Source organism: Pseudomonas sp. Tof1 (assembly GCF_055390395.1).
Genome location: NZ_AP024344.1, coordinates 161,786 through 179,100, shown reverse-complemented (window position 1 = coordinate 179,100; position 17,315 = coordinate 161,786). Strand labels below are relative to the sequence as shown.

Sequence of the window (17,315 nt, the reverse complement as noted above, 5' to 3'; positions counted from 1 at the left end):
AGCTTTCCCTCTTTTCCATGAAAAAAGGCAAAGCCTAAGGCGCCAGTTGCCAGGTCCAGGCGTTAGATAATTAGCCCTGCGGCTTGCCATCCCCCTCCGACGGCAGGCGGATCACATGCGGATGCGCCGGCGGCGCCAGGGGCGAAGGCTGCTCGCCCGGCTCGACCCGATACAGATGGGTGATCACCTCGCGCACCCCGCCGTCCTCGTCGTTGTGCACGATCATCGAGCCGGACTCGCGCATTCGCGCGAACTTGTCCTCGCTCAACCGGAAGCTGCGGCTCAGCCCGTCGTCGCCGACCACCGGCGGGGCCAGGCGCCGTTGCGCAAAGCCACGGCTCTTGCGCTGCTGATAACGGGCCCAGGCGATCAGCACCAGCGCATTCAGCAAGGCCACCCACAGGTAGATCTGCAGGGTGTCGAGAGCCTTGAAGAACGAAATATCGATGCGCGGGCCGGCGTGGCCGTCGAACATCGGCCACAGCCCCTCGACCAGCAGATACAGGAGGCCGGCCCAGGCCAACAGGGTGACCAGCGTATCGATGAGCACCATCAGGGGATGCTGGCGGGTCTTGATGATTTTCATGCTCACACCTTCTGCTTGTCGCCATCGAACGGCTTGATGCCCCGGTCCGGGCTGACCCAGCGGGCCCGCCTGCCGGCCTGGCCGAACAGCACCCGGGGAAAGCTGACCAGGGTGGTGAACAGGCTGATGAGCCAGAACACCAGGGGGTACCAGATCACCCAGAACATGATCTTCCACAGGTCCCGTTCATAGCGGCGGTCGATCAGCACACTGACCGCGAACTGCCCCAGGCAGACCACCGCCAGCAGCAACCCGGTAAAGGCCGGGGGCAGGATGCGCTGCACGTTGATCGCCTCCGGCAGTTCGATGAACAGGCCCAGGCAGTAGAAGATGATCGACAGCACGAAGGTGAACGCCCAGCCGGTGGACAGGCAGTACTCGAACAGCAGTGGCCACAGGTAGCGATGGCGCCAGTGCCAGATACTGCGCACGTTCTTGAACAGCACTTCCGCCCCGCCCCGGGCCCAGCGCAGCCGCTGCTTCCACAGCCCGCGCAGGGTTTCCGGCATGAGGATCCAGCACAGCGCCCGAGGCTCGTAGAACACGCTCCAGTGATCGAGCTGCAGCTTCCAGCTGATGTCGATGTCCTCGGTGATCATGTCCGGGCTCCAGTAGCCCACCCGGTCGAGCGCCGTGCGGCGGAAGGCGCAGACCACCCCGGAGACCGTGAAGATCCGCCCGAACACCCGTTGGGTGCGCTTGATCAGGCCGATGATCGAGGAGAACTCGCCGACCTGGACCCGCCCGACCAGGGTCGAGCGGGTGCGGATCCGCGGGTTGCCGGTGACCGCGCCCAGCCGCGGGTTCTGCAGCAACGGTGCGACCAGGTAGGCGGCGGTATGCGGCGCCAGCAGCGCGTCGCCATCGATGCACACCAGGTACTCGCTGCGAGCCGCCACCGCGCCCATGCTCAGGGCCACCGCCTTGCCCTGGTTCTGCGCCAGGTGAATGACCCGCAGGCGCGGGTCCTGCAGCGCCAGCTCGTCGAGCATCTGCCCGGTGTTGTCGCTGGAACCGTCGTTGATGGCGATCACTTCGATGTTCGGGTAATGCTGGGCCAGCGCCGCGTCGATGGTCTCGGCAACGTTGTCGCCCTCGTTGAAGCAGGGGATCAGGATCGAGATCAGCGGCTCGCCCGGCAACGGCGGTGGCAGGGTATCGGCCTCCCAGGGCCAGTGCCGCTCCCAGTGCAGCCAGAAGTACAGGCCACCGGCCATCCACAGGCCCGACATGAACAACGGGTAGAAGAACACGAAGTCCATCAGGAATTGCCCGGTGACCAGGAAAATCACGCCCAGGGGAAAACCGAGGACGAGCGCCAGGACGATCAGTGCCACGATTCGATCCATCATGATCTTAAGGATTCCACTTGTTGGAAAGTGCCGGACGCACCACCTGCACGGCTGGGCGGCCATCGAGGAAGTTGTCCGGGTAGTAGCCGAAGCTGGTGGCGCCCTTGCGCTTGAGCTGGCCCATCCATTGCACCAACTGTTCGCCGTCCAGATCCTGCGCCGGCTGGCTGCGCCAGTCCCGCGCCTGCAGTTCGAACACCGTGCGCTTGAGGGCACCGGGGCGCTGTCCGACCTTGTCGACCAGCGCCTGCAGCCAGTCGGCCGCGTGCCGCTCGCTCTGCCCTTCCATCAACGGCATGGCCATCGGCGCGGTCCAGTCGTAGTTGGCGAGGAAGTCATCGAGATTCTGCGCGAACCAGGCCTCGCTCTGCGGGTTCAGTACCGGTTCGGCGAACAGGTTGCGCGCGGTCTGCACCTGCGGCCCGCGAATGGCCCGGACCTTGGCGGTCAGCTCATGGGTGAAGTCGATCAGGTAGCGGCTCTTGAAACGCGCCCAGCGTTGCAACGTGGCCGGATCGTCGCGCAAGGCACCGATACTGCCCGGCAGACCGGCGGCGGCGTAGATCCGCAGCGCCTGCGGGCTGGCATCCTCGAAGTCGGACAGCACGGCATCGTCGTGATAGAGGATGCCGTCGACCGAGGTCAGCCGGGCCAGGTCCTCGTAGATCTCGCCGACCACCCGGCGTACCTCGGGGTCGAACGGCGACAGGCGCCGATACTGTTGTGGATCGACCGCAACCTGCCCGGTGGCCGGGTCCCAGCGGCTGACCCGCGGCAGCTTTTCATCCAGGGCGAAGCTGAGCACCGGCATCCAGGCGAACACCTGGACATGGGCGCGGGTGCGCAACTGCCAGGCGACCCGGTCGAACAGGTCGGCACGCACCGGCAGGTGCCGGTTGGGGAAGTACAGTGAGCGGGCCAGGCCGTCGCCCGTCGGGTCGGCGAAGGCCTGCAGGAACACGGTGCTGGCGCCCAGGTCGGCGATGCGCTGCACCAGCCGGCCGAGGTTGGCTTCCTGCTGGCCCGGATTCGGGTCGTAGACATTGTCCAGGTCGACATGTACCACCCGCATCGGCACGTGGTCCTGCATCGCCACGACGCTGCTGGCGAAGTGCACCAGATCCGGGTCGGAAGACACCAGCAGGCGCGGGCTGTTCAACAGTTGATCGAGGCTGTCGATACCGTCATCCAGGGTCAGGGCGACCTGGTAACCCTGGCTTTCGATCACCTTCAGCGCCGTGCCATCGGCGACGCCGTAGGGCCAGACCCAGACCCGTGGCGAGTACCCGGTGGCCGCGCGGATCTTCGCCGAGATCGCCTGCACGTCGGCCCGCAGGCGCGCCTGGAACTCGGCCTCGCTTTCATAGCGGCCGGTCTTGGCGTCGTAGCGGCGGGTCGCCGCCGCCGGTTGCAGGTTGCCCTGGGGGTTGGCGAGCACGCCCTGGTGGCTGGCATTGGTGTGGGCGGCGATTTCCACCAGCCCGGAAGCCGCCACTTCGCGGATCTGGGCCCAGGTCAGGAACTGCGAGCGCGGGCGCAGTTGGCCGGCGAAATCCACCGGTTTGTCCGCCGGGGTGTCGATCCACACACCGACCGGCGCCAGCACCGCCGGCCAATGATAGCTGCGCAGCAGCGGCATCACCCGGGTGTAGAAGCTCGAGTAGCCATCGTCGAAGGTCAGCAGCACCGCCTTTGGCGGCAGCTCCGGGCCGCCGTTGCGCGCCGCCAGGATCTGATCCACGCTCACGGGCCGGTAGCCGTTCTCGCGCAACCAGGCCAACTGGTCGACCAGCCGTTCGGTGCGCACCGCGACGACTTCCTGGTCGGGGTCGCGGTCCTGGACATCGTGGTAGGTCAGGCTCAGGAAGTGGTTTTTCGGCCAAGGCGCCTCGTTGGCCGGCACCGGCCGCTGCGCCGGCGCGACGAACTCGGCCGGAGCCTGCGCGCAGGCTCCGGCCAGCAAGGCTCCCAGCAACAGGACGCAACGCGTGATCAGAAGCATCATCCACCTCGGCTAGAAGCGGTAGGTAAGGTCCAGGAGCAGGCGCACGTCGCGCTCGCGTTCACCGTCATAGGGTCTGCTGATCCAGCTGAGGTTGGCCCCGGCCTCCAGCACATCGTTCCAGATCACCCGCTGGCCATAGCCCAGCAGGGCAATCGCACCGGTGGAATGATCGCGCTGGCTGTAGCTGCCGGCACCGACCTGGAACTGCTGGCTCCACTGGGTTTCGTAACGGTGGTACAGCACATGGTTGATATTCACCGTCGGCAGCACGCTGAAGTCGGACTTGGGATTGAAGTACGGCACGTCCTCGTTCTTGCTGTTGTGGCTGGCGCCGACTTCCAGGCCCAGGTCCACTTGCACGTGGGCGGTGCTGTAGAGGCCCTCGCGCCCGGTGAGCAGGTATTCGGTGCGATGGTTGCCGTCGCTGAAATGCGACGGGGTGATCGCCAGTTTCCATTCGCGGCTTTCATTGGCCCGCCAGCGCAGGAAGGCGCTGGCCGAATTGGCGCTGATGTCGTTCTTCAGGGCGCGCAGCGGTGTCGCCGCCGCCAGGCGTTCGAGGCTGCCGCCGTACTGCCAGTGATCGTCGATGTCGAAGGCGGCCGATAACCGGGCGCCGAGCTTGTTGCCATAGCCATAGGACTGGTTGGAGATCTCCGCCTGCAGGGTCATGTCGCGGGAGCGGTTTTCCACCCCCAGCCGCTGCCAGCGGCGCCGGGCATCACCTTCGGTGAAACGGCCGAAGGCATAGCCGGCGCCGGCGAACAGCCGCCAGTCTTCGCTGATCGGCGGGCTGTAGAGCACGCTCTCGATACCATAGTCGCGGCTGCCGGTGACCGCGCCGGCGCCGCTGCTGCCACCCCCGAAACTCCGGCCGGTGTAGCCCTCGACCCGCAGTTCGGCCATGTCGTGGACCTCCCGCTGCCGTGCCAGGCGCTGGACCTGCTGGTTCTCCGGGAAACGCGCGACGACGTCATCGGTCAGCACATCGAGCTGGCGCCACTCCTGCAGCGCCAGGGCGGTATTGGCCTGGGACAGCTCGAGGCCCAGGTTGCGTGGCAGTACGCTTTCGGTCTCCTTGTTGAGGGCCTCGGCACGTCGTGGCCAGCCACGGGCCAGATAGGTGTCGGCCTGGGCAACCCGCACGCTGACGTTGCCCGGGGCCTTGCTCGCCAGGGCCTCCAGACCCTGCTCGCTGGCGGGCAGGTTGCCGTTGTGCTGGCCCATCTGCGCCGCCAGTTGCTGGGCGTCGATCCACTCGTCATTGGGTACGCCGATGGGCTGGCCCTTGAGCTCGAGGCGGGCCTGGGTGGTCCTGGCCAGGTTTTCGGCGACCTCAAGGGCCTCTTCCGGCCGATCGCTTTCGATCAGGGCGTAGGCCAGTGCCGAGGTATCGTCCACCCGGTCGGCCGGATCGGCATCGGGTGACGCCAGCTCCTGACGGTACAGTTGCGCCGCGTTCTCCGGCTGCCGAAGCGCCAGGTAGGCCGCCGCCACCCAGCGCTGGGCGTAGGTCGGAAGCGTCACGCCGTCATCGAGCAGCTTTTGCTGCTCGGTCAGCACCTCGGCATTACGCGAACGGGCCTTGAGCGCCCCCAGACGGTCGATGCGCCAGCGCACCAGGTCGTCATGGGCCTGCGGGTCCGCCGACCAGGTGGCAAACAGCCGGTCGTAGTCGGCCAGGGCCCGATCGGCCACCTCAAAACGCTCCCGCTCGGTGCGGCTCGGCCGTTCCGCCAGGCGCACCCGCTCAGCGGCCAGTTCGCCTTCGAGACGACGGGTCGCGGCCGCGTCGAGCAGCCCGGGATGCCGCTCGGCCAGGCGCAGGGCCGGCTCCGGCAGGCGTGCCCGTTGCAGGGCGAATACGTATTCGCGCAATACCTGGGGCTTGTCCGGAGCGCGGGCAAAGGCCTGGTCGTATTCGAACAGGGCATCGCTGTCGGCGCCCGAGCGGGTCAGTGCATAACCCAGCGCCATGTGGCCCGACGGGTCGCCGGGGCGCCGTGCCACCTGCTCGCGGGCGCGGCGTATCGCGTCCTGGGGATTGCCGTCATCGGCCTCGGTCACCGCCAGCCCCAGTTGCAGGTCGATATTGCCCGGTTCGCGCTCCAGTGCCCGGCGATACAGGCGCTCGGCATCGTCCCAGCGTTTCAGGTTGCGATAGGCCCGGGCCACGGCGCCCAGGGCCTGGGAGGGCAGGACGCGCTGCACGCCCTGGGTTTCGTAGACGCTGACCACTTCGGCATCCAGCCCGGCCCAGCTGGCGATCTGCAGATGGTCGCTGACCTGCCCGGCCGATTGCCGGGTCGCCGGCAGTTGCCGCAGGAACGTCAGTGCCGGCGTATAACTGCCGTCACGGGCCTGGCGGATCAGCTGATCGTAGGAGGTATCGGCCTGCGCGGCGAGTGGCCACAGCAGTTGGCTGCACAGCGCCACACCGAGCAACGGGCGCAATCTGCCGCCTGGGCAGAACAGGGTATTACGCGGCATATCGTCCAATTCCCGAAGGCAGCCGGAGTCCAATGCTCCCGCCTGTTCCAGACGGGCAGGACGGGGCCTCATGACAGCAGGCGGAACCCATGGTTCCGCTGTCTTTCAGGAAGGGTAGACGAAAAAAACGGGGCAGGATCCAGAGTGGAAGGGCATCGGCCAGGACGGCCGATGCCGCGTTCGAAACGTTACTCGGCCGCTTCCGCGCCGCCCAGGCCACCGGCCTTGGACATGATCAGGGCAATGAAGTCTTCCACCGGCATTTTCTGTCCGTTGAAGTCCACCTGGCCTGCGGCATAGTGCAGCTTGGACACGATATCCATGCCCTCGATGGTCGCCATCTCGGTGGACAACGCCATGGTTCCGGCCATCTCACTGGTCATCGACGCCTGCTGGGCGATCAGCTTGGGATCGGTCTGGCCTTCGAGCAGCGCCTGTACGCCGGCCAGGTCGGCGATCATCGGCTTGGACAGCGACAGCTTGGCGTCCAGCTGCGAAACCAGTTGCTTGCCCAGTTCCAGCGGCGGCAGTTGCGTGGACGACGGGTTGTCCAGATTCACCTGCAGGTTGAAGCGGCTTTCACCATTGGCGGTCTTGAACGACAGGTTCTCCACGGCGATCTGCGGCTTGCCGGCCAGCAGTTTCTTGATGTCGGCCTGGGCCTTGATCTGCTGCTCGGCGCTCAGCTCGGGCACCGCCGGGGCGTCTTCACCCTGGGTGGCGGCCTGTTGCATGGCCTTCAGTTCGGCCCGGTACATCTCGGTCAGCGAACGCACCGCCGGGATATCCAGGTTCTTCGCGCTCAGGTTCAGTTTCGCGCTGCCCACCGACTTGCCGTTGTAGCCGATGTCGCCGACGGTGTAGTCCAGACGACCGGACAGCACGTTGCCGTTGGCCTCCAGGTTGTCTTTCTGTTCGAAGTCCTTGACCGTCACCACCACCGGTTGCTCACCATAGGTGACCTTGGCACTGCTCAGCTCCAGGGTGTTGCCGCCCAGGTAGAAACCGAAGTCGCTGCGGGTCAGGTCGCTGGCCACGGTGAAACCGCCGAGTTCGACCGACACCGGGCCGTCCTCTTCGGACTGGCCGTTGATCTTCACGCTGTCCATGTAGCCGTTGGCCTTGATCTTCGCACCCTTTGCGGTGCCGGCCACGTTCAGGTTGAGCCCGGAAAACTTCACCGTGCTCTTGTCGTCCGGGGCGAAATCCAGCGGGATCAGTTCGATGTTGCCGTCGACCGAACGGTCGTAGCCCAGCGCGACCATACCCTTGAGCGGTGCGGCGCCCTTGGCGGCATCGAACCATTTGGCGGTCAGGTCGTTCTTCTCCAGCTCGTAGTTGCTGTTGAACATCACCGGCGCCAGCTTGAACGACTTCAGGCGCGACCACGGCAGCGGACCGTGCTCGATGTGATCGACGAACAGCAGCTCGATGTCCTGGTTCTCTTCGCTCAGTTGCAGGTTCTGCAGCTTGAGCCGGTAGTGCGCGGTGCTGGTGAACAGGTTGCGCTCCAGCGACACCAGTTCGATGCTCGCATTCGCCCCGCCGCTGTTCAGGGCTGTCTTGAGTTGGGCGTTGGCCTCCTGGATGGAGCTGTTCAGCGCTCCTTCCAGCTGATTGCCGGTGTACCAGGCACCGGCGGTGCTCAAGGCACCCACCACGACGACAACCCCCAACAGCAAGCCTGCTGATTTATTCATGAATGACCCGATCAGATATCCGTTGTGTTGAAAAATGCTGGTCTTCCCTGAACCCTTGACCGGGTTCGGCTCGACGGCGCCCCGAAAGCGCGCAGAGTAGCATTTGCACCAGGATGGACGCACCTGCCGACCTCGCCTCGGCATGTGACGCAGAAAGCAAAATGCACGCAAAGATACCGCTCGCCCGGCGGACACGCCGGGCGACGGTGGATGAACCCCGGGCCGAAGACCCGGTGACGGACGGGCGAAGACTCAGGAGTATTGCAGTTCCATCTCGTCCAACTGGTGATCGAAGGTTTTCAGCCGGGCGGTCCAGGTATACACCAGCACCTCGAAGTCGCGGTTGATCACCACCCCGTCCGGCGAGTCGTTACGCGGGTCGCAGACGTCCAGCTGATAGCGCTCACGGGCCATGGCGCTGGCCACGTCCGCCAGCTCGCGGGCGTTTTTCAGCCAGTGGCGCTCGTCGTGGGCCACTTCCCGGTCGAGTTTCAGGCATTGGCTCTTGAGGGTCTCCAGGCTTTTCTCCAGCGGCGTGCCGGTCAGCTCGCCCATGACCTCCTGGAAAGTCCGCCCGGGCTGCCAGTAGCTGCCCCAGAAATAGCGGTCGAACACGGTTTCGACCCGGCGCAGGGCAACCTTGGTGTCCCAGACCAGCACCAGAGTCTTGCTCTGCGACAACTGTCGCTTCCTGATCTGTTGGGTCTGGTAGCTGGCCCAGGCCACTACCACGATGGACATCACGGCGATCAGGGCACAGACGCTGTCGAGGAACACCAGCGCCTTGTCGATCTGGTGGGCGAGCATCACGCCATAGAAGTACGCCGCCGACAGCAGCACCAGGGCGACTACCGCACACCAGAAACCGGGAGCATAAGGGTTTTTCATTATTAGAATCCCCATCAGGCCACGCCGGCCGCGCCAGGGGATTCACCCGAAGCCCCGAACCAGCGGCGGCCAGCCGCTAATTCAGAGCATAGCAATGGACTTGGCGTATCGACGGACGACCGACGCTCGTTCGTCCGAAGTTCTTCTACCGGGCCGGAAGTGGGTTCACGCACACACGGGGATGAGAACTTTCTGCGTGTTCTCATTGCTCGCGGCGTCTTTCATGACGAACTCCAGCTCATGTTCGTGGCCGGAATCGGCAGGTATCAGCACCTGGCAGTGCATGTACTTGGCAGACGTCCCATCAACCGGAATCACCTTCCCTCCCGACCGGACAAGAACCCCCTGGGGGACCGGGAAGTTGATCCCGTCATCATCGACCCGGAACAGCACTCCAACCGTCTGGCCCGCCTTGATCACGCGCGAATCGAGACGCAGCTCACCCAGCCGGGGGATATCCGATTGCGCGGCAGGTCGCGGTGGAGTCAGGTCCAGCACGTCTTCAGAGGCAAAGAATCCTGGATGGCGCTCCGTCATCAGCAGGTCTTCCACCTGCTCCTTGATGTGATGCCCCAGCCACTCCTGCATTTCGAGCATCCGGGTCTGCATATCCTGCTGATTTCGCAGCAACGCGGTGCGCAAGGCGTTCAACTGCTGGAGCTCCAGTCCCCGCTCGATCCGCTGGCTGTCCAGCGCCGAGATCGTCTCCTTCATTTCCCCATCACGCTTCTGGATGAGATAGACGCACCAGGCGATAACACCGGAGGCGATGATGCTGATGACCGTACAAACTACCGAAAGGGTATCGGAATCCATGTTCTGCTGATTTCCCGAGAGTGGCTGACCCGACAACGATTATACGGGGTCGTCATACCGGATCCCGATTCACTTGCCAGCGGTTGCGGATGTACTTTCCCACCCCCCGCCCAGCGCCAGGAACAGCTCGATCTGACTCATCGCCACCTGGGTGTTGGCAGAGGCCAGTTGCGCGCGCATGTCGGTGTAGGTGCGGGTGGCCTGCAGGTCGGCGAGGAACGACGCGCGGCCGGCGGTGAAGAAGCGGTGCGTCTGCTCCGCGGCCAGCTTGGCCGACTGCTCGGCATCGGCCAGGGCATCGCGGCGGTCGAGTTGCGCGGTGTACTGGGCCAGGCTGGTCTGGGTCTCGCGGATGGCGTTGAGCACCACCCCGTCGAAATGCGCCAGCACACCTTGAGTGGTCGCCTCGGCTTCGCGGATACGGGCCCTGGCACCATTGGTCGGTACCGTCCAACTGATCGCCGGGCCGAACCCCCAGCGGTTGGTCGAGGGTTCGCCAAGGTCCTTGGCGAAGCCGACCGTGCCAAGGGTGGCGCCAATGCTGATGTTCGGATACAGCTCACCCGTGGCGACGCCAATCCCGGCGGTCGCCGCCGCCAGCCGGCGTTCGGCCTGGCGGATGTCCGGACGGCGCTTGAGCAGTTCGGCACCGTCGCCTACCGGCAGCAACTGGGCGATATGCGGCAACTGGGCGCAATCAGCGACACCGGCCGGCAACTGATCGACGGGTTTGGCCAGCAGCATCGACAAGCGGTACAGGCCGGCCTGGCGCGCCGCCGTGTAGCGCGGCAATTCGGCGCGCAGGGACTTGAACTGGGTCTGCGAGCGGGTGACCTGGGTTTCGTCGCCGCGCCCGGCATCGCGCAGGCGCTTGGTCAGCTCGGTGCTCTGGGCCTGCAGATCGAGGGAGTGTTCGGCGATCTCACGCTCCTCGTTGGCCGCGCAGATCTGCGTATAGGAACGCACCACGTCGGCCACCAGGGTGATCCGCGCCACGTCGCCCGCCGCCTGGGTGGCATCGGCATTGGCCTTGGCCGCCTCGATGCCACGCTGCAGGGTGCCCCACAGGTCGAACTGGTAGGAAGCGGACAGCGAGATATCGGCGACGTTCGCCACCGGCACCTTCTCCGCCAACAGGAAGGCCTGCCCGGATTCCTGCAGGCGTTGCGCGCCGGCCTTGATGCCGGCACTGAAACCACCGGCGGCCTCGGCCTCGTCCACCTGTGCCCGAGCCCGCGCCAGGCTGGCCGCGGCGACCCGCAGGTCGGTGTTGGAAGCCAGCGCCTGGCGAACCAGCTCGTTCAATCGCGGGTCCTGGTAGAGCCGCCACCAGTCGGCCGGTACCGGCGCCGAAACGACGTTGTCGCTCTCACCGGCGATCGAACCTTGCAAGTCCTTGCGCTGCATCGCCGCGTCAGCCGGCAGGTGATAGTCCGGACCGACCATCGAGCACGCCGACAGCAACAGGCCCAGGCCCAGGGTCGTGACCTTTGCCAGCGGTTTCATTTCGAGGCCTCTGGCTTGGCTTGCGGCTTGGCCGAGTCCTTCGCGGCGTCGTCGATGATCGAGACGGTGGCCGTGCGCCCGGCGATCATGCGGAAATCCTGCGGTACCTCATCGAAGGCGATGCGCACCGGGATACGCTGGGCCAGGCGCACCCAACTGAAAGCCGGGTTGACGTTGGGCAGCAGGTTCGAGCCGCTGGTACGGTCACGGTCCTCGATGCCGGCGACGATGCTCTCGACATGACCGCGCAGGCGGGCATTGTCGCCGATCACGCGGATATCCACGCTCTGGCCGACATGAATGCCGTCGAGCTTGGTTTCCTCGAAATAGCCGTCGATATGGAACGAGGCGCTGTCGACCACCGACAGCACCGGACGGCCGGCGGTGACGAATTCCTGCTCGCGCGGCGCGCGATCGTTGACGTAACCGTCCACCGGGCTGCGGACCACCGAACGGTCGAGGTTCAGTTGCGCGGCATCCACCGCCACCCGGGCTTCGGCCAGGGCCGACTCGGCCCGCGCCACCCGCGACTGGCTTTCTTCCAGTTGCTCGCCGGGTACCAGGTTGCCCAGGCCACGGTTGCGCTTGTTCTCGCGCTGCGCCTGGGCCAGGGTCTCCTGGCGATCGGCGACAGCCGCCTGGGCCTGGCGCAGGGCCAGCCTGAAGCGGTCCTGGTCGATGCTGAACAGCACCTGGCCACGCTTGACCGGCTGGTTGTCGCGCACCTGGACCTGCTGGATCAGCCCGGAGACATCCGGGGCGATCTGCACGATATCGGCGCGGATATGCCCGTCGCGGGTCCAGGGGGCGAACATGTAGTACATCACCATGCGCCAGATCACGAGACAGGCGAAGGCCACCACGAGCAAGGTCAGGACCACGCGGCCGATGGTCAATATAGGTTTTTTCATGTCATCAGGTATCGACTGAACGAATCCACAACGCCCAGCAACAAAGCGTAGAGACCGACGTTGAACAATGCCCGGTGCCAGACCAGGCGATAGAAGTGGATGCGCGTCAACAACTCGTGCACCACGAGGTACAAGCCATAGGTGATGCCCATCAGCACCAGTAGCGTGGGCAGGAACACCCCGCTGATATCCACGTCACCGATCATAACGGCACTCCATTGATCCCATAGGGCACGTTGTCCGGCTGATCGCCACTGTCGACGAACTCCACGCCGGGCAGCAGCGCCAGGCGCAGTCCGCTCAGGGCGTGCAGCAGGTGTCGACGGGTTTCGCCGTCGTCCAGCCCCTGGGAACTCAGGGCCCGACGCGTGCGGTCCAGCGTCATCAGCAAGGGCGCGGGCGCCGGCAGGCGCTCGCGGGCCTTGAGGCAGGCGCGGAAATACTCACCGACCTCCTCCACCACCTGCTTGAGCAACACGTTGCCCACACCGAGCACCCGCGGGGTGTAGGCCAGCAGGTCGAGCAGGTTGAGCGCGACCCGCAACTCGCGCAGCGCGGCCCCGGTATCCTGGCCGGTCAGGGCCAGGCGCGGCAGGTGCTGCATCAGCCGGTCGAGCATCTTCACCCCCATGTGCCGGTGTTCGGCCAGGGTCGCAGGCTCGGTCAGACGGACGATGTCGCGCCAGCTGAAACGGGTCAGGCGCTTGCTCGCCAGCTCGGCGCCGAAGGGCCGGACCACCAGGGTCCAGACGAAGGCGAACAGCAGGCCTACCGGCCCCGCCAGGTTGGCGTTGGTGAAGTTCAGGAAGTCCGCGTCATAGGCACCGGAAATGCTGATGAAGGACGAGGTGTTGACGATGGTCAGCAGGGTCCCGAGGTAGAACGCCGGCTGCAGCGTCAGGGTGCCGACGCAGATGAACGGCACGGCGAACGCCAGCACCAGCATCGGGAAATCGTGCAGATTGGGCAGCACCACGAACAGGTAGAGGCTGGCGAAGATCACCGACATCGCGGTCCAGAAGAAGAACCGGTAGATCTGCGGTGCAGGGTCGTCCATCGCGGCGAAGAAACTGCAGGCCACCGCGGCGAGGATCACCGCACTGGCACCGTCGCTCCAGCCGGTCAGGATCCACAGCACCGAGGCGACGGCGATCGCCAGTACGGCGGTGCCGGCCGAATAGAGCATCAGGCCACGGTCGATGAACGGCGACAGCCGCGCCAGCCGCCAGTGACGGTAGACCGCACGCCAGTTGTCCTGGCTGTCGCACTGGATGGCCTCCTGCAGGCTGCGCAGGTCCTGCCAGAGGTCGATCCACTCGCCAAGGCGATAGAGGGCGTTGGAGAACAGCAGTTGTCGGCGATCATCGAGTTCGACAGCGCTCGGCTGCAGGCTGTCGACCTGGGCGCGCAGGGCCTGCCAGTGTTCGTGCGGTGCGCCCCGGGCGGTGCTCTCCAGCCAGGCCTGGGCCGCCGCCAGCAACGGCTGGAACCGTGCGACCAGTTCCGGCGTGCGCCGCTCCAGGGCATACAGTGCATCGTCGAGGGCATCGACCACCGGCAACAGGTGGATCATCCGCCCGCGCAGTTCCTTGGCATTGCGCACCATCTGCGGCCGGGCGCCCTCGTGGCGCAATTGGCCGATCATCAGTTCCAGGCTGTTGAAGGTCGCGACCATGGCCGAGCGCAGGGCGCTGACTTCATCGGTCTGCACGTTGCGCGCGAGGAACTTCTGGCTGTAGCTGGAGGCCGAGCCGAACCACTTGCCGGCGGCATCGAGCAGCACCGGCGCCAGCCGACGCGGCCAGAACAGGCTGCCGACCACTGCGGCGACGACGATGCCGAGGAAGATCTCCTCGGTCCGCGACACGGCGATGTCGAACACGTTCAGCGGGTTGTCCACCACCGGCAGGGCGATCATCGGCATAGTGTAGCCGGCCAGCATCAGCGCGTAGCTGTTGGCGGTGCGCAGGTGCAGCGAGAGGAACAGCAGGGTACCGGTCCAGAGCGCGACCACTATGGCCAGCAGGAACGGGGTCTGCACGAACAGCGGCACGAACAGCACCGCCGCCGCCGCGCCGAGGAAGGTCCCGACCGCCCGGTACAGCGCCTTGGAACTGGTGGGGCCGACGAAGGGGCTGGAAACGATGTACACCGTCGCCATCGCCCAATAGGGCCGCGGCAACTCCATCAGCAGCGCGATGTACAGCGCGATCATCGACGCCGCGAAGGTCCGCACACCATAGAACCAGTCGCGGGCCGGCGGCACGCCTGTCCAGAAACCTTTCAAGAGTCCGCCACTCCCGACGCCTGCCCGGCGGCCTCGAAGGCGCGAATCACCCGCAGCGCGGCTTCCAGGTCGGCCAGGGGCAGGTCGCCCAGCACCTCATGGCGCAGGCGGACCAGCTGCTTTTCGATGTCGTGGAACAGGCTCTGGCCGGCCTCGGTCAGGCCGAGGGTCTTGGCCCGCCGGTCGCTGGGGTCCTCGGTACGCTGCACATAGCCGGCACCGCACAGTTGATCGAGCAGGCGCACCAGCGACGGACTCTCCATCCCGGCGATCTGCGCCACGGTGACCTGGCGCACGCCGGGGCCCATGCGGCCGATGATCAGTAGCGGCATGGCGCAGGCCTCGGAGATGCCATAGTTGGCCAACGTGGTCTGGCAGACCCGCCGCCAGTGGCGCGAGGCGAGCACCATGCCGGTGCAGATAGTCTGCTGGAGCTGTTCGAGGGGCTTGGACACAGGAGGATTCGCATAATGTTAGTTTGCTAACTATCAATATCGCGCATCGATCAGGATTTCGTCAAGCTTTGAAACAAATTTGTGATTTCAGCCGCCGCGCCCCTTCCTCAGCAGCACATTCAACTGATCGATCACTTCGGCCCAATCGGCGTCCTTCAGCACTTCATTGCGCAGGAAGTCGGCCTGGGCCTGGCTCCAGAAAAACGCATCGGCCAGGTGCAGCTCCGGCTTGAGGGGGGAATGGGCGGCGATGAATTGGTCGATGCTCACCGCGTCGCTGGGCAGGCCCAGTTGCTCGAACAGGGCGGTGAGGCTGTGGGTCGGGGAATCCATGGACATCTCCAGTTATCGGGGAAGTATCGGGCACGGCGTTGCGACAGGCCCGCACCCATCAATGGAGGGGACGAGAAACGCAAAGGTTCAGTGGCCTGTCTTGAGCGCCGGGGAACAGGGCGCCATGGCCAGCCATGAATAGAAGTCTAGGCCGTCCGGCGCCGGGTGCATCTGAAACCGGATCGGGGCAGGCGCGCTTGTGTCCTTGAGCGGACTTTCGAGGGGATTCGTACCGCAGATCAGGCCAGGCGCAGCCGCTCCAGGGCCTGGTAGGGCGCATCGGCCCAGAAGGACACGCGTTGCCTGAGCCGCTCGGAAGCCTCCCGGTGCTTGTCCTGGCTGTCGGGCACGAAGGCCTGGTCCGGTTGCTTGGCATGCTGCGCGGTCACGGCAAACACCCGGCGGCGCTCCCGGGCATCGAGTCCGAAGAACTCGCCCAGATACCCCTCCAGCGCCAACGGCAGTTCGCGGTAGTTGACCGGCAGCCCGCCCAGGGCCTGGCAATGCTGCGCCGCCCACTGGAACATCCGCCCCAGGCGCGCGGCGATGTAGTCCTCCCGCGAGTCGTCCTGGCCGGACGTCTCCAGGCAGCTTGCGCCAATCATCCCCGGCACCATGTGCATGCCTGCCCGGCGCCAGTGGGAGACGGCAATTTCCAGGGGGTCGCGGTACACGAACAGCCACGGCGTCTCGGGAAAACACTCGCGCAGCAGCGGCAGTTCGCCGATGTTCCAGGCATCGAGCTTGATCACCAGCGCCCGCTCGTCGCCATGCCGACGCTGCCCATAGGCCGCCAGCAGGCCACGCAGTGCCGCACGACGCTCCTCGGCATCGAGTTGGCCACGCAACAGGCTGTCCAGCGGCGGCGGTTCGCTGACCACGATGTGCTCGTCAAGCTGCGCCAGCATCTGGCAGAGCAGGGTCGAGCCGCAGCGCGAGGCGTGGTAGATGAAGGCCGTCGGCGCGACAGCCGGCATCCGCCATTCGCTGAGCGCCGCCAACGGGGTTTCCCGACGGAATGCCTGGTTGAACGGCAACCGCAACGCCTCGTCCACCGCATCACGAAAGAACGGCTGGGTCAGCCTGCGCTCACCGAACCAGCACCAGTCCACCCGCCAGTCGCCGGCCTGCTGCCAGATTCGGATCGGCAGCCAGTGCTTCAGAAGCTCCATTGTCGACTCCAGGCGTTACGCCCCTGGCGCATCGCCGCACGCAGGTCCTCGCGGCCGAAACGCAAGCCGCGTTCGGCCGCCAGTGCCAGTGTGCAGGCGATGAAGGCTTCGGTGTCTTCCAGGCCCTGCAAGGCCTCGCACAGCGCCGGCTCGCTCTCCAGCAAGGCCCGGAACCGCGCAAGGTCGCCGGCCGCCCGGCCAATACCGGCGGCCGGCGTGGTCGCGAGGCCGGCGGCGATCTGCTGGTCCAGCCAGGCCTCGGGGCGACAGTCGAGCACCAGGTGAATGCGTTCGCCCTCCCCCCAGTTATCGACGCTGTGGGGCCGGGCCAAGTCGAGGAACCAGCACTCGCCGGCATTCATCGGGATACGTTGCCCGTCGAGCATGAAATCCACGCCGGGCGGACTGAGCAACGGAATATGCAGGCGCCGGTCCGCGTCCGGTGCGCCCAGGTCGTAGTCGCGATGCTCATGGATGCGCCCACCCGGCCCGAGCCGCAGCAAGCGGGCCGAGCGAATCGACAGCGGCAGATCGAGGGCGCAGGCCCAAGTCGCATCCCGCAGCCAGGGTTCGCGCTCGACCGCCACACCGGCTCCGTGGCTCAGTTCGCCCCGCGCGTCAGCCGGGGAAATCAGCGCCACGCCGCTCCAGTCGCCGTCGTAGTAACCGGTATTGAAGTGCGGCTTCCAGGCCGCCTCGGGAATACGCGCAAGCGCCTGCAGCAACGGTGGCAGGGCCAGCGTGACCGGCAGGCGGGAGAAGGCTGGCAGGCTCAGGACATCACCCCGGCGCGATGCCCCTGAAGGCCCTCGCG

15 protein-coding genes are annotated in these 17,315 nt (G+C 65.9%); all 15 read right to left on the bottom strand.

The genetic code is table 11. The features are described 5' to 3' along the window. Window positions 1-70: 70 nt before the first annotated feature. Entirely contained in the window at window positions 71-586 is a 516-nt protein-coding gene (pgaD, locus tag ACZ5KU_RS00805) for a poly-beta-1,6-N-acetyl-D-glucosamine biosynthesis protein PgaD (RefSeq protein WP_054061359.1), read from the bottom strand. Between the two features lie 2 nt (window positions 587-588). Then, complete coding sequence (gene pgaC, locus ACZ5KU_RS00800; protein WP_464736725.1) at window positions 589-1,938, bottom strand: poly-beta-1,6-N-acetyl-D-glucosamine synthase; 1,350 nt, start codon at window positions 1,936-1,938, stop codon at window positions 589-591. A gap of 4 nt (window positions 1,939-1,942) precedes the next feature. Further along, complete coding sequence (pgaB, locus tag ACZ5KU_RS00795; protein ID WP_464736724.1) at window positions 1,943-3,940, bottom strand: poly-beta-1,6-N-acetyl-D-glucosamine N-deacetylase PgaB; 1,998 nt, start codon at window positions 3,938-3,940, stop codon at window positions 1,943-1,945. A gap of 12 nt (window positions 3,941-3,952) precedes the next feature. Continuing rightward, the gene (gene pgaA / locus ACZ5KU_RS00790; protein WP_464736723.1) at window positions 3,953-6,433 is read right to left on the bottom strand and encodes a poly-beta-1,6 N-acetyl-D-glucosamine export porin PgaA; all 2,481 of its coding nucleotides are present in this window, start codon (window positions 6,431-6,433) and stop codon (window positions 3,953-3,955) included. A gap of 188 nt (window positions 6,434-6,621) precedes the next feature. Beyond that, entirely contained in the window at window positions 6,622-8,133 is a 1,512-nt protein-coding gene (locus ACZ5KU_RS00785; protein WP_464736722.1) for a YdgA family protein, read from the bottom strand. Window positions 8,134-8,385: 252 nt separating this feature from the next. After that, window positions 8,386-9,021, bottom strand: coding sequence for a hypothetical protein (locus tag ACZ5KU_RS00780; protein ID WP_054057377.1), 636 nt, complete (start codon window positions 9,019-9,021; stop codon window positions 8,386-8,388). 165 nt (window positions 9,022-9,186) lie between these two features. Next, window positions 9,187-9,837, bottom strand: a complete 651-nt coding sequence (locus ACZ5KU_RS00775) for a hypothetical protein (RefSeq protein WP_054057376.1) — start codon at window positions 9,835-9,837, stop codon at window positions 9,187-9,189. A gap of 69 nt (window positions 9,838-9,906) precedes the next feature. Beyond that, a complete protein-coding gene (locus tag ACZ5KU_RS00770) occupies window positions 9,907-11,343 on the bottom strand; it encodes an efflux transporter outer membrane subunit (RefSeq protein ID WP_054061966.1) in 1,437 nt (478 codons plus the stop codon). Further along, window positions 11,340-12,254: an efflux RND transporter periplasmic adaptor subunit gene (locus ACZ5KU_RS00765; RefSeq protein WP_054057375.1), complete on the bottom strand. Its 915-nt coding sequence runs from the start codon at window positions 12,252-12,254 to the stop codon at window positions 11,340-11,342. The genes ACZ5KU_RS00770 and ACZ5KU_RS00765 overlap by 4 nt, the downstream gene beginning before the upstream one ends. Further along, complete coding sequence (locus tag ACZ5KU_RS00760) at window positions 12,251-12,460, bottom strand: DUF1656 domain-containing protein (protein ID WP_054057374.1); 210 nt, start codon at window positions 12,458-12,460, stop codon at window positions 12,251-12,253. The genes ACZ5KU_RS00765 and ACZ5KU_RS00760 overlap by 4 nt, the downstream gene beginning before the upstream one ends. Continuing rightward, complete coding sequence (locus tag ACZ5KU_RS00755) at window positions 12,457-14,541, bottom strand: FUSC family protein (protein WP_464736721.1); 2,085 nt, start codon at window positions 14,539-14,541, stop codon at window positions 12,457-12,459. The genes ACZ5KU_RS00760 and ACZ5KU_RS00755 overlap by 4 nt, the downstream gene beginning before the upstream one ends. After that, on the bottom strand, window positions 14,538-14,951 hold the full coding sequence (locus ACZ5KU_RS00750) for a MarR family winged helix-turn-helix transcriptional regulator (protein WP_054059117.1): 414 nt from the start codon (window positions 14,949-14,951) through the stop codon (window positions 14,538-14,540). Before ACZ5KU_RS00750 ends, ACZ5KU_RS00755 begins: the two co-directional genes overlap by 4 nt. A 132-nt stretch (window positions 14,952-15,083) precedes the next feature. Further along, on the bottom strand, window positions 15,084-15,329 hold the full coding sequence (locus ACZ5KU_RS00745; RefSeq protein ID WP_054059116.1) for a DUF2789 domain-containing protein: 246 nt from the start codon (window positions 15,327-15,329) through the stop codon (window positions 15,084-15,086). A gap of 239 nt (window positions 15,330-15,568) precedes the next feature. Continuing rightward, window positions 15,569-16,501, bottom strand: coding sequence for a sulfotransferase family protein (locus ACZ5KU_RS00740; RefSeq protein WP_054061964.1), 933 nt, complete (start codon window positions 16,499-16,501; stop codon window positions 15,569-15,571). Further along, window positions 16,489-17,277 carry an aspartyl/asparaginyl beta-hydroxylase domain-containing protein gene (locus ACZ5KU_RS00735; RefSeq protein ID WP_416773393.1) on the bottom strand — a complete coding sequence of 263 codons (789 nt, stop codon included), beginning with the start codon at window positions 17,275-17,277 and terminating at the stop codon, window positions 16,489-16,491. Before ACZ5KU_RS00735 ends, ACZ5KU_RS00740 begins: the two co-directional genes overlap by 13 nt. Window positions 17,278-17,315: the final 38 nt, after the last annotated feature.